This is a genomic window from Runella zeae DSM 19591 (assembly GCF_000423565.1).
GTDB classification, from domain to species: Bacteria; Bacteroidota; Bacteroidia; order Cytophagales; family Spirosomataceae; genus Runella; species Runella zeae.
In genome coordinates this window covers 217,508-241,653 of record NZ_KE384041.1, presented here as the reverse complement: position 1 = coordinate 241,653, position 24,146 = coordinate 217,508, and the positions used below count along the sequence as shown (strand labels likewise).

Here is a 24,146-nt window from a genome sequence, read left to right as displayed (position 1 = left end):
GCAGAGAGAGAGGGATTCGAACTCTTCTCTTTAAAAACCTGACTATGAGGCAAATCCGAATCTCGGATTTATGACGTAATCGCAAACGTAACTGCGGGTTGAGTCAAAAAATCAGGCTCTTGCCTGACTTTCTTTCCAAAGAGCTACGATTTGCGCCTCTTCGACTACGCCATCAAGCTTTCCCAGTAAATCCATCAAGCGCTCATTCTGACGCTGATAATACTCAATTTGCTTATCTTTCACTTCAATCTGTTGATTAAGGCGCTGAAAGCTTTCTTCCAGCTTTTGTAGATGATTTTGAAGGTAATCAGTTGGAGCGATGTGCTTACTTTCTTCATTTAAAAACATTTCACCTTCTCCTTTCATCAACCAACTAGAGTTTACCTGTGGATATGCTAACAAAATGGTTTCTAATAAGTCATAACCCGGTTTACTTTTACCTTCAACTATAATCTGAATAGAGCTAAAACTTTTATTTAGCGATTTTGCGAAGGTATTCCTGTTCATCTTAAGCGCATTAATCAAACTCTCAATTCGGCTTGCAATTGGATGTTCCATACCCTTAATACATTTATTTGTTTTTAAAATTGATTTCAATTTTCTGATTAGTCACAATTACAATAGCTTCTATCTACATACGTTTTATTACCATTTGAATTAATGTAGTAACAGCCTCCCCTTGGCCCTGTAATTAGAGTTCGGCCATTATAAACTCCACAAGGCCACTCTTCAGGAGCTGAACGTGATTCGGTAGCCTTCTTCGTTTTTGCATTATAGGAAGAGGTTAAACGTAAGTGAGGGTCACTTCCAGTAAGTTTGTGGACTGATTTTCCTTTAAAATAAACCTCAATTGTGATGTTACCTGATACATAAGGTTTGTAAACAGTTATCTGAGCGGTTTCCGCGCCAAATAACTTGAATTTCAACTCTGAAGGTAAATTCACATTAAGCAAAGAATCACGTTTCCCTTCAGGAGTAGTATAGTATATATTTACAGTTTTAGAAGTTCCTGAAAAAATATACTCTAATGTATTTAAGTAGGCATTTAGAATATAAGTCTTACCACTAACTTCGTATTCTGTGATTCTGTCACCTGATTTCATCATTGGTACCATTCCATTGCCATTTCTCGTCTTAATTACAATTTTAGAATTAGGATTAACTGTAGTTTCAGAAAAGTTCCCTTTTGGGTTACTAGAATCATTATTATAAACTGTGATAGGAAAATTAGAGGTATTTTCAACAATGTATTCATACTGTTTGTAGTCAGCACTCAAGTAATAAACCTTCTTTTCAGCGTCGCTCTTCACTTCGAATACTAAATCAGGGTCAGAAGATTTAAGTTTTGGTTTTAACCCGTCTGCGGACTTTGTTTTGACAGTAGCTTTAGTTTTAGGAGCAATTGTTACTTCATTAAAGTTGTCTTTAAGAGATATTGTATCATTGTTAAATACTGTTATGGTAAAATTTGATAGGTTTTCAAGAGTATATTCATAGTATTTATAGTCAGCGTTTACATAGTAAGTCTTTTTGTCTATATCCCTCTTGATATCAAACACTAAATCAGGATCCGACGACCTAAACTTAGGTTTTAATCCATCTGGTGACTTGGTTTTAACTGTAGCTCTCGTCTGAGGTTCAAGCGACACTTCTTCGAAATTGTCTATAGGACTAGTAGCATCATTATTATAGGCAATTACAGTATGTTTAGAAATATTCTCTATAATATATTCATATTCTGGCTCAGGAGTCTCCTTACATCCGCAGACAAACAGAATAAATAGCAGAAATACTCGATATTTTGCCGATACAAATATCATAATTATGGCATATGTTTATTTTTTTAAATTATTGAAAATCAATAATTTACATTATTTGCAAAATTTTATTTCTTATAATTATTTGATAGTATCATATAATTATATGATATTTGTACTCAATTACAACAACAAATAAACAACTTTTTAGAAAATAGTTGTAATAAATCGAATAATTATTTACTAAACGGCAAAGTTATGACACTCGAAGAAGTACGTCGGATGTACCACGATGGGGTCATCAAAAAGAAAGCCCGCTCCGAAATTAAGAAAGACTTTGTGGAGCTTTTTGGGTACTCTACCGACCAGCAATTCACAATGATGATGGCCGTAGGAAGTTCAGAAATCCCTACTCCCAAAGAATTGGATTGGCTGATGGACACTGTGCAGCGTTATCACAACCATTACACTGAGCACCAACTTACTTTCCAATGATACCCCTTGAAGCTCGTTTTTGGCTCGAAGCTTTGTTGCTTTTTGTCGTTTTTTTTGTGGCTCCTGTAGCCTTGTGCGTAGAGCTTATCAGAATCAATTTTCCTAAAAAGCGTCATGAATAGACATCCCGACCCGCTGATTGGGGGGTATTTGCAGGTAGCTCTCAATCGATTTAAGACCGTAAAAAATCCTACAACAGCCATGTGTTTGCTTGAGTTGGCCGCCAAAGATGTGAATGCTCATCTGAGGGGAGAAGCCAATATGAAGTCGGTTTTTGAAACCGTAATCAAACGCCACCAATCTAAACCTTAATATGATACCCTCGCTCAACCCTAAACAACAAGATTTGCTCCAAAAAGCGGCTCAGGACATGGATGTCTTACGGGAATCGCCTCACAATCGGGTGTTTCAAGAGACTCAAATGCGATTGGTAATAGCAAAACTGAGCCTGGCGGGAGTGCTGATTAGTGATTTTTTGGATGGCTACTATCGTAACCTGTATCAACCTCCCAAAACAGTAACTCCTAAGCCTCTGGATACCCCCAAAAACATCACTGAAGAGAATGACATGCATACGTGCCGGGGTTGTGGCAAACAGTTTTCAGCAAAGGCGTTTAATGGCCACGGTGAGCGGCGATGCTTACTGAAGCATGGAAAGGAGGCTACCAAATGACCGCAGATACAGTGCTTTGGCTCATTATGTTCGTGGTTTTATGGCCGTGGTTGACGCGTATTAGTCCCCAAAAATCTGAAAAATGAAAAAGGAACCTATCTCCGTACAGAGTATCCTGTTTGCGGCAGGTCTCGTTCAGAAAATAGAGGAAGCCGCCAAGCCAGTGCTCTATTGGTACAAGCAACTGGAGCGGCATCGCCACCATACTGCTCTACTAGGTAGGCTACGCTATGCGTATGCACATTACCGTTTCACTCGCGCACAAACTCGATATTTCAATACATTCTTAACCCTCAAATCATGATAGCAATCCCCAATTCGGATGAAAGAGCAAAAATCGTCCAAGAAGCCTTTCAGGAGTTTATGGCAAAAACGGGCGTCAAAAACTGCATAGCCGTATTACAATTCAATGAAAAGCAGAGTGTCTATACCGACGGGGGTATTTTGCCCAGCCCGCCCAAAGAACTGGTACCTATGGGGCTGATGATGAATGTACCGGGTGGTATCAATGACCATCTTGCTATGCTGTATTTTTTGAATATGGCTACCAAAGAAAAGTACCCCCTAGTGTGGGGCATACAGGTAGGCCAGATTTTACAAGAAGTCGAACATTTACCCCCGCCGCCGGACTCTCATAGAGGTTAAGGGTTAGAGGATGGATACTCAGCGCATCGCTGATGCGCATGAGTGTCCGGCGGAAACTTCAGATAATGTCTCCTGTAGTGTAATGGTAACACACCCCCGCCACAGGGAAAGTACTGGTTCGAGTCCAGTCAGGAGACCAGGGTAGGACAGCCTACAACCCAAGTACCCGCGCACGGAGTAACGCCCGAGCGTGGGGAAAGGGGAGTTTTTACTAAATAAGTAAAATGTACAGCAAAATTGACAACGCTGAAGCCTTTGTGCGCTTCTTAGGCCGCTATCGCACTCACAACGAGGCTTGCCCCTCGGTGGAACACCTGCGACGGATCCGTCTCAAAGACGGTACCATCCGAGAATACAACTACTCGCGCCGCACAGGTTTGCTGCCTGAGCAGCTCAAGACCACTTTTTATATACTGCTACAGGAGTATGCCAAGGCTTACAATCAGGTAGCGAGTACGGCGCCGCTGGTGCATCAGGAGCTACCTAGTTTGCTGACCAACAACGTAAGACTGGCCGAAATTTGCGACTGTACCGACCGCACTATTCGCAATCACCTCACTACGCTACGCAATTTGCGGCTGATTCGTACCAAGTTTCGTGGCAGAGAGCATGATTTTGAGCTGTGGATAAGTCAAGAAATCCTTTGGGAAACGAGCGAAAAACCGAAAACTTTAAAAAGCTCAAAATCAAGCCTTTCGCCCACCAACAGGAAAAGTTTTCCGCTTAGTAATATCTACGTAGAGACTATCGTAAACGAAAATGATAGAGCGGAAATCTTGAAATGTGGACAGGGACAGAACAACGAGGGACAGAGGGGTCGGACAGCCAACCAAAGCCCCGAAAATGAGTCCTCTGAGCTTACTACAGAGAGAACAGGGCTGGGGGGCGGCGGGGGGCGGCGCGCACAAAAACAAGCCCAGGACGAGGAGCTACGCAACTTACGCGCCGACCGTGTCCGCAGTAAACTCCCTCAGCTGCCCCCACGTCTCGAAAAGTACTTCGCCGAAATATTGATGCAGTTTTGGCTACACGCTTGGAAAGTACTCTATCCTAGCCGCGATTTCAGCAAAAAGGAGCAAGAACAGGCCATTTCAGCGATATATACGGGTGTTTACAACCGCTTTGACGATGCCCGTACGGCTGCTGATTGGGCTGCTTTTCAGGCCAGACAGCTCGAAAAACTCGACCGCGCCGCCCGATACTACGACCACCACCCGGAGGCATATCTACCTGACCCCTTTGCGGTCCATGTGGCAGGTCGTGGCTACTTCGATGCCGAAAATACCCGCGGATTTAAGGGCATAGAGGCATGGTTACAGCGCGATTCGGCCTTGGCCAGTCGCCGCCGACGTGCCTACGAAGAGGAAAGGGAGAAAAAGCAAAAACGCGGCGAAAGCCTTATGCGGCAAGCCCGTCGAGACTTCGAAAAACTCCGCGCTGGCCAACCGATGCGTCAGGAAGTCCAGGGCAAAGACCTGATGGCACTCTGGAATTATTATCGCCTTATTTTCAGTGGCCTTGGCAAAAAATGGAACGATAGGTTTATGAAACAATTTCTCGAACAGCAAGCCAACGACTTCCAGCCCCCGGCCTATCTGAAGCCAAGCCGTCAACGCAAACTTGCCCATGCTCCTACGGTCATCATCGTAGAAGACTACATGACTTGGGATGATGGATATTACTCATAGCAATCTCTAACCTCTTATCAATATGTCGTCACCGTACATCTTACAAAAGCAAAAAGCGAAACAAAAGACCGTCAAACACGAGCGCAAACCCCTCACCGATGAGCAACGCGCCGAGCAAAGAGCCAAAGCAAGCTGCTATTTGACCGTGACTTTCTACGACGGTAACAAATGGTCAAAATGGTCGAACGAATGGAAGCAACCCCATAAGGGCAAAATCAATGAGTGGATTAACGAAATGTTCCGGGTGTGTGAGGAATACTTCAAAGGCCAAATCCGAGAAGCCGCCATTTTTGATACGCGTACGCTGAAGCAATGTATCGCCTCTGAGCGTGACCCCAACTGCAACAAAATATACCAATACGAAAAAGGCTCGTGGCGATTAGTCCAGCCGATTTCGTGGTAACAACATCATACTATATATAACTATGATACGACTTTCCGTAATCACCCAATCTCAATTTACCACGCTCGGAGCCAACGGTCTGGTCTCTTTCATTGAGGCTGGTTATACTGATAAAATCAATACAATCCAGCGTATTGATGATGATTTCCTTCAGCTCTCTGAAGCCATGAAAACTTACCCATACGGGTTTACAGTCGAAATGAAAGCTGAGTTTTTGGCACTTCTGCAAGCGCACAAAGGTCAAAAATGCCTTATCACTACTAACTGGATATACAAACGCTCTTCGCCTAAGTCAGACTACTTAATGCGAATCGTAGAGAAAATAAACAAGGGTGAACCCTTAACCGAAGCTGAAGCAGAAAAACTGGGAAAGGAGGTGAAGTATGAATGAACTTTCTCGCAATACGTCACTGGATCCTATCAGCATCAAGCTCTATCGCACAGAAGCCCATTTATTACGGGCTTACCTTCTCAATATCTTGGCTGATGTATATGAGCTGCAGGGGACAGCTTCCAACGCTCATCTTATTTTGTCTGAGTGGCTCTGTACTAAATTCATGGCACGTAGCCTACGCATAGAACAAGGCTCACCCGCTATCCCAAAATCAGTCGTCATCCCCCTGAGCATAGCTAGAATACTAATGACGGAAATGACCAACACACCCATACCTGCTCACCTCAATATGGTACTTGGCCAAATCCATCGACAGCTTACTAATCGTAATTTTTTACCACAATAAAATCCAACAATCATGGAAGGAATCAAATACACCCGTGTGGAGTATTCCAAGACTTACAATCTTGGCAACTACGAAAATGAGCGCATCGGCCTCACTGCCGAAGTACCCGAAGGTACCGATATGTTAGCGGCCTACAATCAAATACGTAATGATGTGGAAGCAGCCCACGACTACCGAAAAGACCTAAAAAATTTCGAACGGGCTAAAGAAATCGTAAGCGATAGCCAGAATCATTACGGTCGTGAAGTAATCAGGGCTGAAGAAGTGATTAACAAGTTTTACGACAAATACCCCTTTCATCGACCCAACGATGTAGAAGCAGCTCTCCAGCTCGCCGAAGCTCCCCTCATCGAACACAAAGACGCCAAGGAAACATGGGAGGAGCGATACTAATGGAAAAGTTTAACATTGAACATCAGTTCATGCTATATCTTGAAAGAGTAGGTTTGAATGCACTAACCATGAATCCAATTCAACTCCAAGAAACTCGCCGAGCCTTTTACGGCGCCGCTGGTCAAATGCTTATTTTAGTACGTGACGACATCACCGAACTCTCAGAAAAAGTAGGCAGATTGGCTCTTCATTCCATGATTACTCAAGTAGCAGTATTCTGGGAGAATGAGGTAAAACCTGACAGTTTAGGGTAAATTAGGAAATCATTAATCAATAGTGGTCAGCTCCGTGCTGGCCACGCAAAACACTCCCTTCAATTCAAATGCTAGAACGTGTAAAAAAAATTGTCGATAGAATTACCATGATGGTTTTGGGTAACGGCACCTTCAAATTGAGAGTAGAGCATGACAACGAAAACCCTTCAGGCCGGATTTTCCTTCAGGTCACTTACCAAGCCCCCTGTACTAAAACCGGAGAACTCAAGACATGGAATGGGCGCAAATGGTATTTGTCAAAATATATGACCGACGATGAAGTAATCAAGACTGCTTACGTAGCATTTGAATCAGCCTTAAAACATGAAACTATGGAAGGTTTCAAGGTGGATGGCATCATCCTTTTTAACCCCCATGTTAATTTTGAGGCACTTTTGGAAGTATCTAATCAAGAAGTAAGAAGAGAAAACGTAGAATAATATTTTATTATGAATCTCGAAAACGTAAAAACCAAAGATTTGGAACACCAGCTTAAAAAGCGTAAAGGAGAACATATACGCCCTACTATTATTGGTAAAAACATACGCTTACTTCGGGAACGCTTAGGTTTAAGTCAAGAGGCATTGGCTGATTACCTAAAAGTCTCCCACGTAACGATTAGTTATTATGAAACCGGACAGCGTACTATTCCCTCTAGAAATTTACTAAAAATTTCTGAACTGTTTGGTATTGATGCATACAAACTATCTCTTGAAGATATTCAAATAGAAGAGAATATAACTTTTACCTTCCGAACTAACAAACTCTCAACAGAGTCTCTTGAGCAAATTACAGCTTTTCATAAAGTCATTAAAAATTATCTAAAAATGATAAATGATAGCACATTTTAAACTTTTTTTAAGATGGGACTGTTCCATTTTCGAACGCATATTAAACTTATCCAAAAATGGCATTTATACTCATTGATGAAAATGATTTGAAGTTATTATCTAACTTTCTAGATAAAGTGCATTCTTATGAAAACAAGCCTTTTTCTGAAATAGAAGAAAAAGAAAAAAATCCTCTAAAACAGTTCATTAAAATTGCAGAAAACTTATTGACTTACGGCGAGGAATTGGACATAAAGGGTAGAAAACGCGACTACAAATCAATTAAAGAGGAATTAATTAATTTATTAAGAGATAAGGAAATAGCAACGTATCACCCCTTTATTAGAGACAATCATACTTTTAAAGAACTAATAATTTCTTATACTCAATACACTACAGAAAAAGATTTGGGTCAACTACTTAATAAAAAAATTTCGGAGATGACAGGCAAAGACTTAATCAAACTTTTAAAACTTATTGGAGTTGAAATTTCAAAAAATAACTAATAAACCAAAAAGCCTCCGTTGTGGAGGCTTTCCCTTTTTCAATAGTTCCAAGTCAAACACTCAATCTTCGTCTTATTTTCTTTCCTGCGGCCGTCTACGGCCAGTGTTTTTACATTGTCTTCAGTTTTCTATGTATGCTTCTTTCGGTACTCAGTCAAGAATCAATTTCAACTTGGTTTTAAAGTTCCTAGAGAAGGGAACGTAAAAATAGATATAATCAATCTTCAAGGTAAAATCATCCGCACGTTGAGTAATAAAAAATATTCTAGTGGAGTTTATTACTTAACGCATGATTGTACAGCAGAACCCACAGGGGTTTACTTATGTAAAATGGAATTGGATGGTGCTTTTGTAAAAACTGAGAAACTAATCATAGAAAAATGAAAAGGTTGCAGATAACCCCAACATTTGTGTTAGGATGGGTGTGTGTTGTTTTGGTGTTGGGATGCCGTAAAGACACCAAAGAAGAACCGCTTCCCACCCCTCGCAATTCTGCTCAAATAGTGATGAATGGCGAACCGTGGAATAAAGTCTTGCCAAATGGTGTCGCTGTTGCCACTCGAACTTCCTGTTATTCTTGCTGGGCTGAACGCTTGGACACCCTTTATAAACGCTTTTTCTCGTTATCTCTATACCGTTATTATGACTTTGAAGATTATAAAAGGTATCCCTTTGAGAGTATAACTTTTGGGGCAATTCCTCTAAAAGTAGGTGAGTATGTATTCCAAGAAGGATATAAACCAGCCTGTCGTCCTGACACAATTCCACAAGCTATATTTTTTACACATGAATTTGATGCAGGTAAAGACCAGTATACTGTGTTACCCAGTGAAAAGCAATATTTTAGGGTAACAAAGCTTGATAAAAGTACAGGCTATATAGAAGGGGAATTTATGATGACTTTTATTCGAACTCGAAAAGGGAGTACCTCTACTTATCCTGATACTTTACGTATTCAACCCTCTCAATTTTCTGCTTTTATTGGGGAAAATAATTGAGGAGAAATTTAAGCAAAAGCCTCCACCACGGAGGCTTTTGCTTTTTCAATAATTCCACGTCAAACACTCAATCTTCGTTTTATTCTCTTTCCTGCGGCCGTCTACGGCAAGTGTTTTTACGTTGTCTTCAGTTTTCCATTGATGCTTCTGTCGGTACTCAGTGAGGATAGCTTCAGGGTAGCTTGAGAGTAAAAACTTGCCTTGCATGGATACGCAAGCATCGAGGAGCTGTCGGAAGTTGTCCTCTGTATACCCTGCATAATGCCCTTGGTTAGCCGATACGTAGGGCGGATCGAGGTAGAAAAATGTGTTTGGCGAATCGTAGGCTTTAATCACCTTCAGTACGTCGTAGCATTCAATCGTTACTTTCTTCATGCGGAGCTGGAAGGCATCGGTGAAGGCATTCTTTTTGTTGTGGAGCTTGAGGGCACACTTACCCCCGCGGTCGTATCCAAAACCTGACCCTATTTGGGAACCAAACGACATGTTGGTTTGTACCCACACTGCCCAGGCCATCGCCAATGGGTCTTTGATGATTTCTTCACCAGAATCATACTCGAGAGAGGAATCTTTGTGCTGCGCTCTTGAGTGGAAGGTTTCGTCAATCTTCGCCCTGAGGTCTTCAAAATCATACTTGAGCGCACGGTAAAACGTAACAAGACGGTGATTGATGTCGTTTACAATTTCGGCACCTGAGGGTTCCTTTGCAAAGAACACCGCTCCACCCCCAAAGAAAGGCTCAACGTAGATATTGTGAGCTGGTATCTTGGGGAGAATGTGGCTTAACATCTGCTGTTTGCCACCGTAATAAGTAATTGGGGTTTTCATGGTTATCAATTTTAAGCCACGAAAATCCTTTGTAGGTGAACATATTAAAAGGACAAAAAAACGCCCAATTATCTGGCAAAAAATTGTACGTTTGTAAAGCTGCGGATCCAGCAGTTAAAACACGGAATATATTATGCAAAATGAATTCGCCCGCGGAATGGAGCTTGGGAGAAAGCACCTATCCGCCATCATGAAAAGAGGGGCTAAATGGCAAAATCGTCATATCCCTATCTACATCAGAGAAAATTTGATGTATCCTTTTTTTATCACTGAAGTAGGCACCGAAGAATATCTATATGTTATTCAAGCCCCCCTAAATGATACCGAAAAGGTGCATTTCCTTCAGTTCGCGCGGCGCCCTCGCGATGAAAGTCATCCCCAAATTTCTGGTAACACACAATGAAGCCGCATCTCCCGGTGTAGTTTATATCGTCCATACTCAGTCTCCTGCTTATGTAGCGACCATACACCGATTTGCTGACATTCCATCACTTGAAAATTTTGTAGCAACGGTCAATCATACCAACTTTTTTTACCTCAAAGACCAGCTTATCGGTATTGAAGTATTGCATTTTCTAACGGAGTTTTCCCAAATCCCGGCACGTTTTAACTATTCGTTGAAACGTGCCTTGAATTGGTATCTCCACTCTCAAGAGGATGACTGATTACCAATCAGTTAAAAAAGTTGCACCCTTTTTTCTCGACGGGCACTGCAAATCGCCAGATTGACAGTGTGTTGACCGTGGCGGTCATCATTTTTGCCCCAAAAATCCCTCTCGAAAGCCCGCCCTTTAACATTTTGGAAATTTCCAAAATCAAAATGGCGAATAGCTGAAAGCTATTTACATGAAGTCGATATCGAAGCCACTGGAAGCATAAGCGAGGTGAGGCTTTGAGATGTAAACGGCATAGTAGTCAACGGTATCACTCAAGTGAGTCGCGTTCTCTTGGGCTACACCGGGCTTGCTCTCACTGCCCTTGTCCTTACGGTAGTCGCCAGTGATGGGCGTCATCTGTATCGAGGTGGTGGTGCTACGGGCGTGTGCCTTACTGAAGCGCAGTACTACAGGGGTGACCTCACTGTTCTCTGATAGCATATCACTCATAAGGGTATATATCTCATCCTTAGGAGGGTTATAATGAATGGGTGCTATAATAGTATCCCACCCATGGGTAGAAAATTCTTCCCCAAATTGCTCAAAAAAAGTTTCCCACGTACCGTCAGATTTTTTTACCGAACCCGCCGATTTATTATTCCCATTCCTATCCCCGGTGATGATAATTTGCCGTTTTTTATGACCCCTATTTTCAAGCTCCTCCCGTAGCTTGATAGCCAAGGTCTGCGCCATGGTCTTGTCATTGTCCGGCTCTTTGACGAAGCTATCAAAGGCGCATCGGTGTAAGGGCGAATGAGGGGTGTTTTGCCAATTGGTACAGCTCGTGAAACGCGCATTGAAATCGACTACTGTCACAATGCCCTCAGCGGGGTTGTATATTTCTTCTTCGTCAATATCCGTATGCCGCTCGTAGTCAAAAGCGGGATAATAGCAGTTTGGCAAACGCGAAATCCGTTTGCCTTCTACTTCCACCGCATACTCAATTTTGAGGAGTTTCTTTTTGAGGTTTTCGATAAAATTCGGCGGCAAAAACAAGATATTATCCCGGGTGGTAATGGTCGTAAAATAATACCTGCCTACTTCGGTGGCCATCAATTTTTCGACTTCGTACATCCAATCCCCTCCGCTCCCGTAAGATGGGCTAGAAAAAAAACAGAAAAGGTGGTGCCAATTGGAGTGGAATTTCCCAACGTTTGCCCGTAAACGTCCCTCCAAAATTTTGAGCCATTCTCGTTTAAACAAAAGTGCCTCATCCATGAAGGCAAAATCATCGTTACGTCCCCGGTGCAAATCCGCGTTCAACTTATACCCACAAACTTCCATCACCCAACCGTTCGGAAAAGAAATACAGTTTTCCCAATCATCGGGTTCTTGCCAAGGTCGGTCCCAATTTGCGGGCGGCTCTTTCCACAAACAATAATCCCCTTCGCCCGTCGAAAAGTCGTAGGGCGTCATGTTGAAATGTTCGCGCCAAACGGATTTCACTCCTGGGAAAATACTCCGCTTAAACTGCTTTACGGTGTTGCAAGCAAATTGCCCCTTGGCTTTGGGCAAATCTTCTTTCGAACACAGCATCGCAAAAGCCATAATAAACGACTTCCCTGAGCCGATACCGCCGACGATGCCCGCCGTCTTCACCCCTTTGGCGTTCAAATCATAGGTAATGGCCTCAATAAAATCGGCTTGACGGTCATTGAGTTCAAACTCGACCGTTTCGTCATCAATCCAATTGCTCATATTCAGCTTCTTCGTCTAAAACATCCTTTTTGATATTCCCATTGACGACCGTCGTGCGGCGTTTGACCACAATTTTGGTCGGTTTCTTTTTATCCCCAATCGACCTTGAGGTATCGTAAGCCCCGTCAATCACCGCCGCTTCTTTCATCAACCGCGTGTATTCTCTGAGCAGCATGGCTACCTCTTTCACCGTAGAAGTATCTACGTTCATTTTGATGTCCAAAAACACCACATCTTCACTCACTGGTACTCCTATAATCTCATTGATTTTGTCCATCACCATCTTGGCGGCACCCCGAAACTGCTCGGCGTAGATGTACTTGATGCCGTCTCGATTGCGGAGCTGCCTCAGCTCGGCAAACACCTCATAACTCATCGCTAGGATTTCCCGGGCTCGCCGCTCCATTACCTTGCTCGTGGGGTGATTTTTCAGCATTCGGATCACTTCCGTATCTGAGTAACCATCCTTAAGCCAGGCTCGACAAATATCCATTTTTTCAAAAGTCTCTTCCTGCGTTGGGGTAAGTTCATGGCCATGCAGCAAATGTTTACGATACACGTCCATTTCGCTATACACTTTCTCCAAATACTTATTGTGTTGTCTCATATTTGATTCTCGTAATTTGGGTCTGTAAATCGGTTTTATGGGCTTTCATCCGCGCAAGTTCTTCTTCCCACTGAGTCGCTTTTTTGTGTTCCGGACTTTCGGCCAATTTCTTGGTGTATTTCACAATATTGACATTGAGCCGTTGGAGCTCCAGCCGTAGTTCAGCTTCAGAGCCGGAGACGGGTGAGTGAGGCTTGGCCGATGAAGTCTCTGGAAATTTTCCATATTTCTGAAAATGCTCAATTCGCAACCTAATCGCTTTCCAAGCTTTCCTTCGGTCCATTATCTGGTCAATTACGACCTTGGCACCCTCCGCGTCCCGGTCTTGGAATGTATGCAACTCATTAGAAAAACGAGCAGCTTCTTGATGCAAGCGTTCGGCCTGCACAAGAAGCTGCTCATACTCATCCAGCGAAGCGTTGACTACGCCTCCGTGTTTTTTTTTGCCTGTTCTTCGTCGGTTGCTTCCGCTTGAGGCTCCGTGTCCGTGGCTTGGGGTTCTTCAGTAGTAATTGGCGGATTGACTACCACCGTAGGCTCCTTCTTTTCAGGCTCCACTTTCTCCTTTTTAGGTGCAGCCTCTTTGTTTGTTTTAGCCTCCTTAGCAGGGGTGCTTTCCGCTTTGGTTTCCTTCAGCTTTGCTTGAGTCGCTTCAGGGGCGGTAGCATCTTCTGCTCTTGCGGCTTTCAAAACCGCTTTGGCTTCCTCCAGTTTTGCTTTGGTGGCTTCACTTTTAATGGCATCGTGGCGCATCTGTGCAAACTGCACATCTGCCTCCAATCGTTGAATATCGTGCATTAGTTGTCGGCGTTTTTAGGTTTTACCTCGTTTTTCTCGGCTTTGGTTGGCGTTTCAAACAGCTCTTTGTATTTGTCGCCTAGCCCCCATACCCACTCCAAATCCTTTTGGGGAGTATCGTTGGCCAGCACAATAGATTTATCTGAAGGAGTAGCTACCGTGGCGCCGATGTGTTCTTTTTTTACCTTGAGCATGATTTTAAAAACAGAATAAAAACCAAGAAAAATGCCCTCGGCGAGCATTTTTCTTGGCAGATACAAAGATTAAACCGTTGGCAGAGCTTCTACCAAAAATACCACGTCATCGGCCATTGGGACGGGCATCGTCGTCAAACCGTCGTTTTTAGCTCTGACGGTGATGTCTTTGCGGGCATTTCCTTTTTCGGGCGAAGCACCCACCGCCTCTAGCATAAATGGCACGTGTTTTTGTCCCAAATAATAACGCGAATCATCGTTACCTTGAATCACGATATTGACCGGAACCTCGTACAAACGCGTCAAAAACTTCACGTTGTCTTTGTTGATACCCAAGATTTTGAACTCGAAGCCTTGGGTAAAACCCGCGCCTGGTTTCATCTCAAAATCAAACTTGGTCGTATCATACCACGCTTGTACTTCAATGGCCTTCTTACCCGTGGCCAAAGGAATCGCCGTTGGGCCCGCCAGTTCGCCTCCCGTTACTAGCATATCATAAGTGACCACCTCGTTTTCCAAATCATCGCAAAAGATAATCCACAAACGTTTCGAGCCACCCAACTCAGGCTTTTGGTACTTGCGTTTGACCCCAATCAAAGGCGTAAACGCCAAAATAGGAGCCGTCAGCCCCAAGCCCGTTGGATCACCAAACACCTCAGTACCCACCACAAAGGCCAATACCAAGGCGAGCATCCACCCCAAAATAATCCCTAGTTTTTTCATTACTGTCAATAGTTGATTGTGTTAATTATTAAATAAGTTTAGAAGCTTGCTGACAATCCCCTAGTCAGTACGGTTGTTCATAAACAAGTACTTTCCTACCCCGTAGTTGACATCTGCCGAAAACATAAAGTTGGCTTCCCAACCCTTCACGTTCTCAATCATCTTGGCATTGAAGTTTTGGTAATTCTCGTTGAGTACGAAAAACAAGTTCTTCGGCAAACTGATAAACTGGAAGCGTTTATTGCCCAAACCTTCCTCTACTTTGATTTTGATGTGTGGGAAGTCATCCAACTGTGCTGGTTGTTCACTCAACGAAATCGTGTTAGGTGATTTTTCCCGACGCGTCGCTTTGAACTTACGGTAGCTCGGCGCCGACATATACACCGTCATCGGGCGTCCCGAAATATCAGGATTCGATTCCGTCAACTGCGCCAACTCATTGGTTTGGTCATACACATCGGCATCAAAATCGTTGGCCGTCATGGCCGCGATATTCTTGACGTTGTCGGTCGGAATATCTCCCCCGGATCCCCGACCTTCGGCAAACTTGTAAATCAAACCATTCATGACCGTAAGCGAGCCTTTTACCGCCGGGTTTTTCACCCCTCTAAAGGTCGAATTGTAAGCCAAATCACGTCCCGCTTTTTCCAAGATTTGCTCCGCAAAAAACAACGGCCAAGGGTTAGAAATAAGGGCATCAAGGCTTTGAAAACCAATCACGTTTTTCAAATAAGTGCGATAAAAATTAATCAAGTCACTTCTACGAAGCGACAAGTCAATATCGATATCGTTGAAAGTAGGCAAACGCGCCCCAAACTTCACGGCGTCGGCGGAGGGATCGAAGTCATCACTCGCCACGCGCATTATATCCATTACTTCCATCGAAAGCAAGGGCGTACGGTCATCTTGCTCCCGCACCTCAAAATCACTCCGAATCTTCCCCCAGCCATTGGCCAAGTACATATTCATGATTTCGGGCGTGCTGCTGATGGTGTCGGCCAGCTCGTTGGGCAAGTTGTCAAACTTGACCGAGTTTACTAGATTGTTAGCAATAAGTGCCATTGGTAAAATCGCTGTTAAAAAGGTTGAAAAAAATCAAATCGTCACAAAAGCGTCGCAGCTCTTAGGCTTGCGGACGATTACGCTTCCAAATCTCCGCTGCCACGCCCATGGGGGAGTCGGTGGCTGCCTTGGTCAAGGCTTGTGGCACGCGGCTCGAGGCATCAGCTTGGGGCAATACTACCCCTGCATTCTGAGCCGTTTGGAAGTAGTTATCATAAGCCGCCTGTTTGGTCGCCATTGAATCCACTTTTTGCGTCAAGTTTTGTACCGCTTGGAGTACGGCCTGCATGGGGTCAGTCGTCGGGGGTGCCGTTGCTTCAGCTGAAGCTTGGGGAGCAGGGGAAGTCGTCGCCGCTACTGGAGCTGAAGCTGCCGCCACCGCCGAGGTCGTGGGCTGAGGAGCTGCTGCACCTACGCTAGTGGTGGCCTGTATCGCTTCCAGTGTTGAGTCCTGGGCAAAGGTCGCCGCATTCTCCGTCAGCTCCGTGTATTCCTCTGGCGACAGCGCCTCCGAAATCTTCTTGTGAAGCCCGCCAAAAATCACCTCAAGTACACTTTTGTTCTTGTTCTTCATGATGTATAAAAAATAAAAAATTGGTTATCACTTCTTTTGCGCCAAAGCCAATACGCGGTTCACCGCTTGCGTCAGCGTCCCCGTGCGGTCGGCCAGCCCTACTTCGATGGCTTGTTTGGCAAAAAACATTTTACCCGTCAACGCTTCGGATTTGACCTTGCCTTGCCGTCCACGTTTGACGATGCCCTCAAACTCCCGTTGGGCGGCATCCACCGCCGCCTGAAGCTCTGCTCGGCCTTCGTCGGTGAGTTCTTCCAGCGCATTCACCCGCGCTTTATCGGGCGATTTCTTCGCTCGGATGATTTCCCAGTCAATGCCCTGCTGCTTGAGACTTTCGGCAATATTCTGGTAGTACATGATAGTACCGATGCTGCCCATCTGAGCCGTTGAGCTATCCTCCAGCCAAGTTTCGTCCGCTTGGCACGTGACCAACACCCCCGCACTGGCACAGAAGTTAGTCCAGTTCACAATGGGTTTGGGAAAATTCTCTACGGCTTGTGCCAAAATCGGCGCGCCATCCGCCGCTCCGCCACCCGTGTTGGTTTTCAAGACGACCCCTGCGTAGCGTTCATCTTGGGCGGCACTGTTGAGGAGCGACGCCAAAAACTCGTAGCCCGGCGTGTAATAGCCGCCTCTTGATAGCGGTCCCTGTATGGGCAATACCAGCACCTTTTGGTTAGGCGAGTATACTTCCGTAAAATATTGATTCCAAGATTGCTCCCGCGTCAAGCCTTGCAGTACCAATCCCGCTACACGCAGCGGATCGCTCCACGTAGGTTGTTGGGTGGCCAAACTCATCAAAGCCGGGATATAAGAATGTTCAATGTGCGCAATAATCGGCTGCATGTTCTAAACTTAAATTTTCACGTTACGAAGATGCAAGCCTGTTTTTCAAGGAAAAAGGACGAAAAAGCCTGACAGTATTACCATCAGGCTTTCAATTTATCAGTCCAATTTACCCTACGTCTATGCTGTTGATGATGAGCTCACCGATCGTTGCTAGTCGTTCCTCTGGAATCGGTACCAGCTGACGCTCGCTATTCAATACGCGTATTTCAATCGGAGGCTGCCCCGCTATCATTACCACTTCTTTGTTGATGGCATCCATTACCGATACTTCATAACTCGTCACCCCTCGTTTCACGCTCCCTCTCAACACCACTTCAAATTCTTGGTCTTTGCTCAACTCCAACTCGGCAATTGCCTCTAGTTGCTGTTGAGGACTCAGCTCCGCATAGAGCTTTTTCAATACATTTTCGGTCAATTGAATATTCATAGTATTACCAGCTAGTTGTTGACTGAGTGAGGGTGCCTCTAATTTTCATATTCCCTAGATTATCGGCATAAAACATCGGAGGGTAAGTAGCAAAACTGGTAGAATCAAATTCTACCGTCCCCGTTGGCACCGTGGTAGTAGTAGCCTCGCTAGGGTAAAACGTAATATTGTTGGCACTAACCACATTAAAACGAACAAGGTTATAAGTCGGAATCACTTTGATGTAGATGTCCACTTTGCCCGTTGTGGCACTCTTTACGCACAAAATCCCCGCGACGATATTATCAGCTAGAGGACCCTTTCCGCCTGTTATATACCACTTATACTTGTGGCTGGCATTGGTACTACCTCTATTAGAAAGGATAAAACGGGAAATAAGTAAGTGGTCAGCTGACCAAAGTCGGCAAGTCACCAAATCCACGATGATGTTATCGTAGTTTCCGTTGTCTTCAAATTCCCGAAGCTGGGCAATCTTCAGGTAAGTGTTCGCCCCAAAGGCATTCCCCATGTCTTTTGACATCTGAATCCCATTGATGACGCCCGTCACGTTCAAGTTGCCGTTCACCGTAGCTACTCCAGCGGCTTCTCCTATGATAGAGTCTTCAAAATTGCTGCTACCCCGCTTGGGCAATCGCCCTACGGTCGAGTTCATCCCTCCGCTGCCGCTGCTATCGATACGAGCGTATACTTCTTCTACGATTTTGTTGAGAATCGCCTTGATGGATACCCCTGTATTCAATCGATTTGGGCTCGTGAAAATATTAGAGGCTATCCAAGCCTTTAGTTCGTTTAGGGTCATGGCTTAATGAAAACTTAAATCAAAATCTATTGAAAACTCTCCCTCACCCAAGGTCTCAAAATTGAGTTCCTTCATGGCCACCGCCGGGAGCCAATTTTGTCCGTTGAGCGATATACGTACATCATTGGGTGTGCCCGTCACTTTCGACCACGTCAGCACCAGTGGCAATTCGGGGGTGCCCACTAGCCAGCCACTTTCGTCTTGAAGCTGCACTATCGCCACCCACCTCACCAAGCTGGCCGTCATGAGCCAAGCCATCAGCAAGCCGTCGGGCGCGGTAAGCCGGGTCTCAATCACGCTACTCACCACCCCACCATCGGGTGTGCGCGAAAACCCTTCCGAGAAGCTACATTGTTTGGGTCGAAATTTAAGATGGGTGCAAACCGTTTCCGGCTGTAGCTCTATATCATAGCCGCTAATTTCCCAAGCCGATGGGGTTGAAGGCATCACTACTGCCAACCGATCCGCCGGAACCAACAGCAAACGCACGGGATATCCAATCCCCATACTTTGCCCAAAATGCCCAATGGTTGTACTTTCCATAGCACGAAAGTAAGGGGAGGAACTCCTTTCTAAAAGGACGGAATTTTCGCGCTTTTTACCTGCCTTTTAGATGGTAAAAACGCCTTTTCCGCGCTAGAAACGCACAAAAAAGCCACCCAAAGAGGTGGCCTTATCGCTATTTTATTGGCCTTTTCTCCCAAAAAGTGGCCTTATCTCATTTCTAGTGGCCTTATCCTGCAAAAATTTTCTGCCTTTTTTTAGCCACACTTTCGAGGTAATCGCGGTAGATTTTACGCATACTTTGCCAGTTGACATCCACGTCGGGGATGATACCATAGCGTTCCAAAAAATTGGTCACGTAGGGCCCGTAATCACCACCGATAAGTTCGTGCTTCCCCCTGACTTCATTGATGAGTGCCGACCTGAAAATCTCGTTCAACTGCCGCGCTAGACTCTCTACTTTTTCCGGGGGTACATCATACACCTTCTCATAAGTCGTATATTGAATGGTCAATACATTCTCTCCCTTGTCAATGCTCGGATAGGTATAATTATAAGGAATAGACCGCGAGATGGCATGGATCAACCAGCCCAATTCCGACTTCTTATCCACTTTCACAATCCCCCTACCATCACAGCCGTACTCCCCTTCAATAAATTTCTTGACATAAATCGGTACTTTCAATTTAATTCTTTTGACCATGTTATTGGGTGGTGTTTGCCTAAGAGCGAAAATACAAAATAATTACTTTTTCCCGAACGACGATATGGCCCCAATCAACGAATCCAATCTACCTCCCTGATTAGAGCTGTTGACGGCATCTTTCACCTCGTTTACGGCACTTTGTACCCCGCCTAGCTTATCACCGAGGCTGGTATTCATGCCACCGATACCCAAGGTCAGCAATGCGACCCGCTTGTTCAGCTCCTTGGCTTGCTCTTCGATGCCCTCCAGTAGTTTGAGCTGCTTCTCGCCCTGGGCTTTGGCCTCCGCGTGCGCTGCTTCGGCGTCGGCACCTCCTTCTACTCCGCCCGCATCGCCTGAGGAGTCGTAGTCCCCTCCCGCGTCGGCTTGCTGCGCGGCGGCTTCTTCCTCCGCCCGTCGTGCTTCCTCTTCGGCTTGTTTCTTTTTCTTCTTTCCCCCAAAAAGAAACATATCCCGCTGCCAGTACGGCGACTCTGCAATCCCCCCATCCCGAAAAGCCGGGCCTCGCAAATCCCCCCCAATGGGCTTGCGACGTTTGCCCGGCGTGCGGGCGTTCATAAACATCTGTTGAATGAGTGGCATGTTTGCCTCGGTTTGGTCGGCGCTGATGATAGCCTCGTTGCCTTCCATTTCGCCCACCTCTCGGTTGGTCTTGCGGTCAATCAGCGCGATGCCTCCCTCGCCGTACTTACTACCGTGCTTGCTGCCTTGCGCCACAAATCCCCCCTGGGCAAAACTCGGCTCAGGTTGCCGTTTTATCATGGCGACCTGCACAGCCGTCATCGCAGCCGTTACCGCCGCAAAAACCAAGTTCAATGGAAAAAATCCCGACGCCAAGGCTTTGATGGTGGCCAGTGCTCCGCTGATGATAGCCGTCGCAATATCCGCCCGCTGCTGTGCTTTCCACGCTTGGCGTTTGGCATTGGCCTCGCGGTCGCGGGCTTTCTTGTCTTCCGCCGCGATGCTGCTCTCCAGCTGCTTTTTGCTTTGGATACGGGTTTGCTTTTCCTGCTCCAGTTTCTTGAGCTTTTCCCGCTTTTCCTTTTCCGCTTCGTCGATTTTCGCTTTGGTTTCTTGCTTCGCTAAGTCGATTTTTTCCTTAGCTTCTTTCTTGGCCGAGGCTAGCATCTCTTTGGCTCGCTTGGTATCACCCGCCTGTACGGCTTCGATAGCCTCCAGCTCACTATCCCGCTTCAGCTCCGCCAATTCGATTTTGGTTTTGGCTTCCGCCTGCGCTAGCTCGGTTTTGGTATTGGCCTCAATGGTGGCTTGCTCTATCTTAAAAGTAGCCTCACTTTCGGCCATGCTTTTCTCTTCCTCGTACTTGGCCTGCGCTTCGGCTAGCAGTTTGGCTCGGGTAGCCGAGTCAATATCTGCCCGCTGATTGATGGCCGCAATCTCCGCATCACGGGTGACCTCTGCCGCATCAATTTTGATGAGTTTTTCGTTTTCAGCCGCCGAGATAGCCTCTTCTTTTTTACGAGTCAGTTCCGCAATTTGGTTATCGGCTTCCTGCTTGGCCAGCGAGATAGTTTCGTCGGCCGTGGCACGGGCTTCGTTGCGTTTTTCATCGGCATTGGTGAGGTAGGCGTTGAGCTGCTCATCCAGTTTGGCAGCGTTGTCGGTCGTGGTCATTTCACGGTACTGCGCCTCGAGTTCGGCCACCCGTCGCGCCGAGTCGTCTTTGAGCTGCTGCACCTTGGCTTCGGCTTGCTCTTTTACGCCCCGTTTTTCTTCCTCAATCCGCTCCAGTTCGGCCTTCTCCTTTTCGAGACCTTCGGTCAAAATCGCCACCTTTTCGTCGCGCTCTTTGCGGGCAAGTTCTATCTCCCGTTGGGCTTTCTTTTGGGCTAAGTCATTCAGGAAATTAACGGCAGCCGTCGCCATCTGCGCCACCATTTCGTACTTGGCCATGTCCTCCCCAATCTTCTGTTGCCAAGCCTCTTTGTGGCCTTGCACCATGCTATTGGCGGCATTCAAAAAACCATTGACGTCGCCCTTCAAAATACTCGAAAACATATCCGAGTATCCCTTCAGGTGAGCTTCTTTTTGGGCTTTCAGGTCGGCATCAATCTTCTTCTTATCCTCCGCCGCTTTACGCTCCGCCGATACTTCCTCGGTACGGTAGCGGTCCCGAATGTTTTTCAATACCTGCTGAAGCTGCTCCGTATCCGTAATCTCCCGTTTGGCTTTGGCTTCTGCTTCCGCTTGGTCTGCTTTGAGTGCCTCCTTTTTGAGTCGGAGTTCGGTATCCACCCGCTCTTTGGCAATCGTCAGCAGTTTGGTGGCATTGCCCTTGGCTTGGAGTTCTTTCCAGTCCAAGAGCGCCATTTCGGCCGCTTTTTCCTGCTCCCGCACAAATTTCAGGGCTTCTGCCCGTTTCTGAGCCGCTTCCTCCTCCGCTTTTTTCTGCTTTTCCCGGGCTTCCGCTCTCGCTTTTTCGATGTCAGCGTCGGCGGCTTTGTTGATAGCCGCTCTTACTTTCTCTTTATTGGTTTCGTCGGCCAGTGAGTCATTGATTTCCTTCAGCCGTTTGCGCCGCTTTTCATTAATCTTGGCCTCTTCGGTTTTGATAGACGAGTCGGCCACGAGCTGGTCATGCTCGGCGTTGAGTTGCTCCAGTAGTTCGAGGGCTTTGGCATTGGCATCCTTTACGTCTTCAAGGTGCTTTTGCTCTTCTTTGAGTCGCTTTTCCTCCGCTTTTTTGGCCGCTTTCTCCCGCTTTTCGAGGGCTTTCTTTTGCTCGTCGCTGATTACATTTTGCCGTTTTTTCTCCACCGTTTCCGCCGCCAGTACCGCCGGAGCTTCATCCTTTTTGGGTTGGTCAACAAAGGTATCCGTCCAACCTTTTTTGATTTTGGCAAAGGATTCATTGGCGTGGGTTTCGACGTTGGAGAAGTTCTTCTTCGATTTTTCAAACGACTCCGCCGCTCCTTTAAAATCTCCCACCAGTACCTTAGCCACGGCTTTGCCGCCTTCTACCAGTCCGGCCATTGCATCATAAGCCAAGCGCAAACCGCCAATCATCAATTGGGTCGGGGTCAGCAATGCCCGAAACACCACGGCCACGCCTTTCATCACTCCTTGCAGGGTGATACCGCCGCCGCTGAAATTGGGAAACAGCGTCCGAATGTAGGTCATAAACGAACCCGCCAAATCACCGACGGCCTCGTACATATCTTCAAATACCTTCACCACCGGGTCACTCGCGTCCACCAGATCCTGTAGCCATTCGATGCCCTTGCCAATCGCCCCCAAAATCCCCACAAAAACGGGCGCTAATTTCTGCCCAATCGTCACTTTTAGGGCATCCATCGCATCGTCGATGTTGGAAACTTTCCCGTTCAAAGAGTCCATTTGCTGAGAGGCGTAGCCCATTGTACCGGGGAGTTTCCCCATTTCTACGGCCAGCTCCATGGCACCCTTTTCCGTTCGTTCAAACGACTTGGTGACTCCACCGATAGTGGCCTGTATCTTATCGCCAGAGGTCTTGACTTTAACCCCAAATTCACTCCAACGTTCGTTGTTGTTGACGTCCAAAATCGCTTCCCCCAACTGCGAAAGCGAAAGCCGAGATTTGGACGAAAAATCAATCATCCGTTTCATCTGCTCTTCTCCGGGTCTCAATCCCCGGTTTGCAAGGGCAATGTACCCCTTCGTCACTTCATCGAGCGTCAGCGGCGTATCTTTGGCAATTTTCGCCAAGGCTTTCATACTGGAGGCCGCCGCTTTTTCGGCATCCTCTTTTTTCATGGTGGCCTGATAGGTCGCCGCCAACGATTTATTATAGCTCTCAAATTTGGCCGTCGTGTCAAAAATCGCTTTACCGATACCCGCCACGTACTGCACCACCTGCAAGGCCATAAAAGCTTTGAACACGTTCATCATGTTGCCCGCTCCTTGCGTGATTTTCTGCCAAATCGTAGGTTTGCCCAAATCTTCCCCGCCCTTTTTGATGAGTCCCACTTCGGTCTTCAGCTTCACGAGCTGGGCTTCGGCTTCCTTCAGTCGCTTCACCGAATCGTTGGTTTTGGCCATGCCGGGCGGGATATTGGCCACTTCTTTTTTGAGGTCGCTGACGTGCCTAGTCAGCTGTTTGACGGTCATTTCGCCCACGTCCATGCTCTTGAGTGCCTTGGCGGCATTCTTGGCTTGGTCTTCTACGCCCTTCAGCTCCGTCTTGTATTTCTTCCAGTTGTCAGAGCCTTTGCCACCCGATTTTTCAATCTCCGACAAGGTTTTACGCAGCTCTTTGGCACGGGTGTTCAGGTCGTCAATTTCCTTCTTGGAGTTGCCCATTCCAAGGCTTACCCCCAAGTTCAATTCATCACTTTTCATG

36 protein-coding genes and 1 tRNA gene are annotated in these 24,146 nt (G+C 46.0%); 20 read left to right on the top strand and 17 right to left on the bottom strand.

Translation table 11 applies throughout. From position 1 onward, the window contains the following. Nucleotides 1–111: 111 nt before the first annotated feature. Nucleotides 112–558: a hypothetical protein gene (locus G563_RS37315; RefSeq protein ID WP_051210961.1), complete on the bottom strand. Its 447-nt coding sequence runs from the start codon at nucleotides 556–558 to the stop codon at nucleotides 112–114. Nucleotides 559–605: 47 nt separating this feature from the next. Then, nucleotides 606–1,820: a hypothetical protein gene (locus G563_RS38735; protein WP_028665770.1), complete on the bottom strand. Its 1,215-nt coding sequence runs from the start codon at nucleotides 1,818–1,820 to the stop codon at nucleotides 606–608. A gap of 195 nt (nucleotides 1,821–2,015) precedes the next feature. On the opposite strand from G563_RS38735, the gene G563_RS0128085 reads away from it, so the two are divergent. From G563_RS0128085 to G563_RS0128000, 18 genes are all read left to right on the top strand, one after another. Continuing rightward, nucleotides 2,016–2,252: a hypothetical protein gene (locus G563_RS0128085; protein ID WP_028665771.1), complete on the top strand. Its 237-nt coding sequence runs from the start codon at nucleotides 2,016–2,018 to the stop codon at nucleotides 2,250–2,252. Continuing rightward, on the top strand, nucleotides 2,249–2,374 hold the full coding sequence (locus G563_RS39090) for a hypothetical protein (protein WP_262506115.1): 126 nt from the start codon (nucleotides 2,249–2,251) through the stop codon (nucleotides 2,372–2,374). Before G563_RS0128085 ends, G563_RS39090 begins: the two co-directional genes overlap by 4 nt. Continuing rightward, nucleotides 2,367–2,564, top strand: coding sequence for a hypothetical protein (locus tag G563_RS0128075; protein ID WP_028665772.1), 198 nt, complete (start codon nucleotides 2,367–2,369; stop codon nucleotides 2,562–2,564). Before G563_RS39090 ends, G563_RS0128075 begins: the two co-directional genes overlap by 8 nt. A 1-nt stretch (nucleotide 2,565) precedes the next feature. Further along, a complete protein-coding gene (locus G563_RS0128070; protein WP_028665773.1) occupies nucleotides 2,566–2,925 on the top strand; it encodes a hypothetical protein in 360 nt (119 codons plus the stop codon). 82 nt (nucleotides 2,926–3,007) lie between these two features. Continuing rightward, nucleotides 3,008–3,229, top strand: a complete 222-nt coding sequence (locus G563_RS0128065; RefSeq protein ID WP_028665774.1) for a hypothetical protein — start codon at nucleotides 3,008–3,010, stop codon at nucleotides 3,227–3,229. After that, nucleotides 3,226–3,570 carry a hypothetical protein gene (locus tag G563_RS0128060; RefSeq protein ID WP_028665775.1) on the top strand — a complete coding sequence of 115 codons (345 nt, stop codon included), beginning with the start codon at nucleotides 3,226–3,228 and terminating at the stop codon, nucleotides 3,568–3,570. The genes G563_RS0128065 and G563_RS0128060 overlap by 4 nt, the downstream gene beginning before the upstream one ends. 68 nt (nucleotides 3,571–3,638) lie before the next feature. Further along, a tRNA-OTHER gene (locus G563_RS0128055) sits at nucleotides 3,639–3,707 on the top strand. An 87-nt stretch (nucleotides 3,708–3,794) separates the two neighbouring features. Continuing rightward, nucleotides 3,795–5,258 (top strand): hypothetical protein, encoded by a 1,464-nt coding sequence (locus tag G563_RS0128050; protein WP_028665776.1) that lies wholly within the window; start codon nucleotides 3,795–3,797, stop codon nucleotides 5,256–5,258. A gap of 22 nt (nucleotides 5,259–5,280) precedes the next feature. Next, on the top strand, nucleotides 5,281–5,661 hold the full coding sequence (locus G563_RS0128045; RefSeq protein ID WP_028665777.1) for a hypothetical protein: 381 nt from the start codon (nucleotides 5,281–5,283) through the stop codon (nucleotides 5,659–5,661). 22 nt (nucleotides 5,662–5,683) lie between these two features. Further along, complete coding sequence (locus G563_RS0128040) at nucleotides 5,684–6,052, top strand: hypothetical protein (protein WP_028665778.1); 369 nt, start codon at nucleotides 5,684–5,686, stop codon at nucleotides 6,050–6,052. Continuing rightward, nucleotides 6,045–6,401: a hypothetical protein gene (locus tag G563_RS0128035; protein WP_028665779.1), complete on the top strand. Its 357-nt coding sequence runs from the start codon at nucleotides 6,045–6,047 to the stop codon at nucleotides 6,399–6,401. Before G563_RS0128040 ends, G563_RS0128035 begins: the two co-directional genes overlap by 8 nt. 12 nt (nucleotides 6,402–6,413) lie before the next feature. Further along, entirely contained in the window at nucleotides 6,414–6,794 is a 381-nt protein-coding gene (locus G563_RS0128030) for a hypothetical protein (protein WP_028665780.1), read from the top strand. 68 nt (nucleotides 6,795–6,862) lie between these two features. Then, on the top strand, nucleotides 6,863–7,048 hold the full coding sequence (locus G563_RS0128025) for a hypothetical protein (protein WP_157585309.1): 186 nt from the start codon (nucleotides 6,863–6,865) through the stop codon (nucleotides 7,046–7,048). A 68-nt stretch (nucleotides 7,049–7,116) separates the two neighbouring features. Continuing rightward, entirely contained in the window at nucleotides 7,117–7,488 is a 372-nt protein-coding gene (locus tag G563_RS37310) for a hypothetical protein (protein WP_051210962.1), read from the top strand. Between the two features lie 9 nt (nucleotides 7,489–7,497). Further along, the gene (locus tag G563_RS0128015) at nucleotides 7,498–7,899 is read left to right on the top strand and encodes a helix-turn-helix domain-containing protein (protein ID WP_051210963.1); all 402 of its coding nucleotides are present in this window, start codon (nucleotides 7,498–7,500) and stop codon (nucleotides 7,897–7,899) included. A 56-nt stretch (nucleotides 7,900–7,955) separates the two neighbouring features. Next, nucleotides 7,956–8,384, top strand: a complete 429-nt coding sequence (locus G563_RS0128010) for a hypothetical protein (RefSeq protein WP_028665783.1) — start codon at nucleotides 7,956–7,958, stop codon at nucleotides 8,382–8,384. Nucleotides 8,385–8,498: 114 nt separating this feature from the next. After that, nucleotides 8,499–8,768 (top strand): T9SS type A sorting domain-containing protein, encoded by a 270-nt coding sequence (locus G563_RS39260; RefSeq protein WP_028665784.1) that lies wholly within the window; start codon nucleotides 8,499–8,501, stop codon nucleotides 8,766–8,768. Continuing rightward, nucleotides 8,765–9,382 (top strand): hypothetical protein, encoded by a 618-nt coding sequence (locus G563_RS0128000; RefSeq protein WP_028665785.1) that lies wholly within the window; start codon nucleotides 8,765–8,767, stop codon nucleotides 9,380–9,382. The genes G563_RS39260 and G563_RS0128000 overlap by 4 nt, the downstream gene beginning before the upstream one ends. A gap of 45 nt (nucleotides 9,383–9,427) precedes the next feature. Here G563_RS0128000 and G563_RS0127995 read toward each other — a convergent pair whose 3' ends face one another. Further along, the gene (locus G563_RS0127995) at nucleotides 9,428–10,210 is read right to left on the bottom strand and encodes a DNA adenine methylase (RefSeq protein WP_028668259.1); all 783 of its coding nucleotides are present in this window, start codon (nucleotides 10,208–10,210) and stop codon (nucleotides 9,428–9,430) included. 133 nt (nucleotides 10,211–10,343) lie between these two features. Between G563_RS0127995 and G563_RS38730 the strand changes: the two genes are divergently transcribed. Beyond that, nucleotides 10,344–10,613 (top strand): hypothetical protein, encoded by a 270-nt coding sequence (locus G563_RS38730; RefSeq protein WP_211235319.1) that lies wholly within the window; start codon nucleotides 10,344–10,346, stop codon nucleotides 10,611–10,613. Further along, a complete protein-coding gene (locus G563_RS0127985; RefSeq protein WP_028668257.1) occupies nucleotides 10,576–10,875 on the top strand; it encodes a hypothetical protein in 300 nt (99 codons plus the stop codon). Before G563_RS38730 ends, G563_RS0127985 begins: the two co-directional genes overlap by 38 nt. 177 nt (nucleotides 10,876–11,052) lie before the next feature. On the opposite strand, the gene G563_RS0127975 is transcribed toward G563_RS0127985, so the two are convergent. The 14 genes from G563_RS0127975 to G563_RS0127910 all read right to left on the bottom strand — a co-directional run bounded on the left by G563_RS0127975 (nucleotide 11,053) and on the right by G563_RS0127910 (nucleotide 24,145). After that, a complete protein-coding gene (locus tag G563_RS0127975) occupies nucleotides 11,053–12,564 on the bottom strand; it encodes a hypothetical protein (protein WP_037328384.1) in 1,512 nt (503 codons plus the stop codon). Continuing rightward, nucleotides 12,548–13,171 (bottom strand): hypothetical protein, encoded by a 624-nt coding sequence (locus G563_RS0127970; RefSeq protein WP_028668255.1) that lies wholly within the window; start codon nucleotides 13,169–13,171, stop codon nucleotides 12,548–12,550. The genes G563_RS0127975 and G563_RS0127970 overlap by 17 nt, the downstream gene beginning before the upstream one ends. After that, entirely contained in the window at nucleotides 13,155–13,559 is a 405-nt protein-coding gene (locus tag G563_RS0127965) for a hypothetical protein (RefSeq protein ID WP_157585670.1), read from the bottom strand. The genes G563_RS0127970 and G563_RS0127965 overlap by 17 nt, the downstream gene beginning before the upstream one ends. A gap of 35 nt (nucleotides 13,560–13,594) precedes the next feature. After that, nucleotides 13,595–13,969, bottom strand: coding sequence for a hypothetical protein (locus tag G563_RS0127960; protein ID WP_157585668.1), 375 nt, complete (start codon nucleotides 13,967–13,969; stop codon nucleotides 13,595–13,597). Next, a complete protein-coding gene (locus G563_RS0127955) occupies nucleotides 13,969–14,163 on the bottom strand; it encodes a hypothetical protein (RefSeq protein ID WP_157585666.1) in 195 nt (64 codons plus the stop codon). Before G563_RS0127955 ends, G563_RS0127960 begins: the two co-directional genes overlap by 1 nt. Nucleotides 14,164–14,232: 69 nt before the next feature. Further along, nucleotides 14,233–14,886: a hypothetical protein gene (locus tag G563_RS0127950; protein WP_028668251.1), complete on the bottom strand. Its 654-nt coding sequence runs from the start codon at nucleotides 14,884–14,886 to the stop codon at nucleotides 14,233–14,235. Nucleotides 14,887–14,946: 60 nt separating this feature from the next. Next, nucleotides 14,947–15,948 carry a hypothetical protein gene (locus G563_RS0127945; RefSeq protein ID WP_028668250.1) on the bottom strand — a complete coding sequence of 334 codons (1,002 nt, stop codon included), beginning with the start codon at nucleotides 15,946–15,948 and terminating at the stop codon, nucleotides 14,947–14,949. A 61-nt stretch (nucleotides 15,949–16,009) separates the two neighbouring features. After that, complete coding sequence (locus G563_RS0127940) at nucleotides 16,010–16,522, bottom strand: hypothetical protein (protein WP_028668249.1); 513 nt, start codon at nucleotides 16,520–16,522, stop codon at nucleotides 16,010–16,012. A 27-nt stretch (nucleotides 16,523–16,549) separates the two neighbouring features. Continuing rightward, complete coding sequence (locus tag G563_RS0127935; protein WP_028668248.1) at nucleotides 16,550–17,368, bottom strand: S49 family peptidase; 819 nt, start codon at nucleotides 17,366–17,368, stop codon at nucleotides 16,550–16,552. Between the two features lie 109 nt (nucleotides 17,369–17,477). After that, nucleotides 17,478–17,798, bottom strand: a complete 321-nt coding sequence (locus G563_RS0127930; protein ID WP_028668247.1) for a hypothetical protein — start codon at nucleotides 17,796–17,798, stop codon at nucleotides 17,478–17,480. A 4-nt stretch (nucleotides 17,799–17,802) separates the two neighbouring features. Beyond that, the gene (locus G563_RS0127925; protein ID WP_028668246.1) at nucleotides 17,803–18,597 is read right to left on the bottom strand and encodes a hypothetical protein; all 795 of its coding nucleotides are present in this window, start codon (nucleotides 18,595–18,597) and stop codon (nucleotides 17,803–17,805) included. 3 nt (nucleotides 18,598–18,600) lie between these two features. Further along, nucleotides 18,601–19,140 (bottom strand): hypothetical protein, encoded by a 540-nt coding sequence (locus tag G563_RS0127920; protein WP_028668245.1) that lies wholly within the window; start codon nucleotides 19,138–19,140, stop codon nucleotides 18,601–18,603. 190 nt (nucleotides 19,141–19,330) lie between these two features. After that, entirely contained in the window at nucleotides 19,331–19,804 is a 474-nt protein-coding gene (locus tag G563_RS0127915; RefSeq protein ID WP_028668244.1) for a hypothetical protein, read from the bottom strand. Nucleotides 19,805–19,846: 42 nt separating this feature from the next. Then, on the bottom strand, nucleotides 19,847–24,145 hold the full coding sequence (locus tag G563_RS0127910; RefSeq protein WP_028668243.1) for a hypothetical protein: 4,299 nt from the start codon (nucleotides 24,143–24,145) through the stop codon (nucleotides 19,847–19,849). Between the last annotated feature and the right edge of the window lies 1 nt (nucleotide 24,146).

Excerpts from the sequence above, each read along its gene's own strand:
- G563_RS0127915 (WP_028668244.1), bottom strand. The coding sequence starts at position 19,804 with ATGGTCAAAAGAATTAAATTGAAAGTACCGATTTATGTCAAGAAATTT.
- G563_RS0128035 (WP_028665779.1), top strand. The coding sequence starts at position 6,045 with ATGAATGAACTTTCTCGCAATACGTCACTGGATCCTATCAGCATCAAG.
- G563_RS0128060 (WP_028665775.1), top strand. The coding sequence starts at position 3,226 with ATGATAGCAATCCCCAATTCGGATGAAAGAGCAAAAATCGTCCAAGAA.
- G563_RS37310 (WP_051210962.1), top strand. The coding sequence starts at position 7,117 with ATGCTAGAACGTGTAAAAAAAATTGTCGATAGAATTACCATGATGGTT.
- G563_RS0127940 (WP_028668249.1), bottom strand. The coding sequence starts at position 16,522 with ATGAAGAACAAGAACAAAAGTGTACTTGAGGTGATTTTTGGCGGGCTT.
- G563_RS0127910 (WP_028668243.1), bottom strand. The coding sequence starts at position 24,145 with ATGAAAAGTGATGAATTGAACTTGGGGGTAAGCCTTGGAATGGGCAAC.
- G563_RS0127935 (WP_028668248.1), bottom strand. The coding sequence starts at position 17,368 with ATGCAGCCGATTATTGCGCACATTGAACATTCTTATATCCCGGCTTTG.
- G563_RS0127975 (WP_037328384.1), bottom strand. The coding sequence starts at position 12,564 with ATGAGCAATTGGATTGATGACGAAACGGTCGAGTTTGAACTCAATGAC.
- G563_RS37315 (WP_051210961.1), bottom strand. The coding sequence starts at position 558 with ATGGAACATCCAATTGCAAGCCGAATTGAGAGTTTGATTAATGCGCTT.
- G563_RS0127925 (WP_028668246.1), bottom strand. The coding sequence starts at position 18,597 with ATGACCCTAAACGAACTAAAGGCTTGGATAGCCTCTAATATTTTCACG.
- G563_RS0127945 (WP_028668250.1), bottom strand. The coding sequence starts at position 15,948 with ATGGCACTTATTGCTAACAATCTAGTAAACTCGGTCAAGTTTGACAAC.
- G563_RS0128015 (WP_051210963.1), top strand. The coding sequence starts at position 7,498 with ATGAATCTCGAAAACGTAAAAACCAAAGATTTGGAACACCAGCTTAAA.
- G563_RS0128030 (WP_028665780.1), top strand. The coding sequence starts at position 6,414 with ATGGAAGGAATCAAATACACCCGTGTGGAGTATTCCAAGACTTACAAT.
- G563_RS0128010 (WP_028665783.1), top strand. The coding sequence starts at position 7,956 with ATGGCATTTATACTCATTGATGAAAATGATTTGAAGTTATTATCTAAC.
- G563_RS0128085 (WP_028665771.1), top strand. The coding sequence starts at position 2,016 with ATGACACTCGAAGAAGTACGTCGGATGTACCACGATGGGGTCATCAAA.
- G563_RS0127920 (WP_028668245.1), bottom strand. The coding sequence starts at position 19,140 with ATGGAAAGTACAACCATTGGGCATTTTGGGCAAAGTATGGGGATTGGA.
- G563_RS0127995 (WP_028668259.1), bottom strand. The coding sequence starts at position 10,210 with ATGAAAACCCCAATTACTTATTACGGTGGCAAACAGCAGATGTTAAGC.
- G563_RS0127985 (WP_028668257.1), top strand. The coding sequence starts at position 10,576 with ATGAAAGTCATCCCCAAATTTCTGGTAACACACAATGAAGCCGCATCT.
- G563_RS0128065 (WP_028665774.1), top strand. The coding sequence starts at position 3,008 with ATGAAAAAGGAACCTATCTCCGTACAGAGTATCCTGTTTGCGGCAGGT.
- G563_RS0127970 (WP_028668255.1), bottom strand. The coding sequence starts at position 13,171 with ATGAGACAACACAATAAGTATTTGGAGAAAGTGTATAGCGAAATGGAC.
- G563_RS0128045 (WP_028665777.1), top strand. The coding sequence starts at position 5,281 with ATGTCGTCACCGTACATCTTACAAAAGCAAAAAGCGAAACAAAAGACC.
- G563_RS0127955 (WP_157585666.1), bottom strand. The coding sequence starts at position 14,163 with ATGCTCAAGGTAAAAAAAGAACACATCGGCGCCACGGTAGCTACTCCT.
- G563_RS0128050 (WP_028665776.1), top strand. The coding sequence starts at position 3,795 with ATGTACAGCAAAATTGACAACGCTGAAGCCTTTGTGCGCTTCTTAGGC.
- G563_RS0127950 (WP_028668251.1), bottom strand. The coding sequence starts at position 14,886 with ATGAAAAAACTAGGGATTATTTTGGGGTGGATGCTCGCCTTGGTATTG.
- G563_RS38730 (WP_211235319.1), top strand. The coding sequence starts at position 10,344 with ATGCAAAATGAATTCGCCCGCGGAATGGAGCTTGGGAGAAAGCACCTA.
- G563_RS0128040 (WP_028665778.1), top strand. The coding sequence starts at position 5,684 with ATGATACGACTTTCCGTAATCACCCAATCTCAATTTACCACGCTCGGA.
- G563_RS0128075 (WP_028665772.1), top strand. The coding sequence starts at position 2,367 with ATGAATAGACATCCCGACCCGCTGATTGGGGGGTATTTGCAGGTAGCT.
- G563_RS0128000 (WP_028665785.1), top strand. The coding sequence starts at position 8,765 with ATGAAAAGGTTGCAGATAACCCCAACATTTGTGTTAGGATGGGTGTGT.
- G563_RS0127930 (WP_028668247.1), bottom strand. The coding sequence starts at position 17,798 with ATGAATATTCAATTGACCGAAAATGTATTGAAAAAGCTCTATGCGGAG.
- G563_RS0128025 (WP_157585309.1), top strand. The coding sequence starts at position 6,863 with ATGAATCCAATTCAACTCCAAGAAACTCGCCGAGCCTTTTACGGCGCC.
- G563_RS0127960 (WP_157585668.1), bottom strand. The coding sequence starts at position 13,969 with ATGCACGATATTCAACGATTGGAGGCAGATGTGCAGTTTGCACAGATG.
- G563_RS0128070 (WP_028665773.1), top strand. The coding sequence starts at position 2,566 with ATGATACCCTCGCTCAACCCTAAACAACAAGATTTGCTCCAAAAAGCG.
- G563_RS38735 (WP_028665770.1), bottom strand. The coding sequence starts at position 1,820 with ATGATATTTGTATCGGCAAAATATCGAGTATTTCTGCTATTTATTCTG.
- G563_RS39090 (WP_262506115.1), top strand. The coding sequence starts at position 2,249 with ATGATACCCCTTGAAGCTCGTTTTTGGCTCGAAGCTTTGTTGCTTTTT.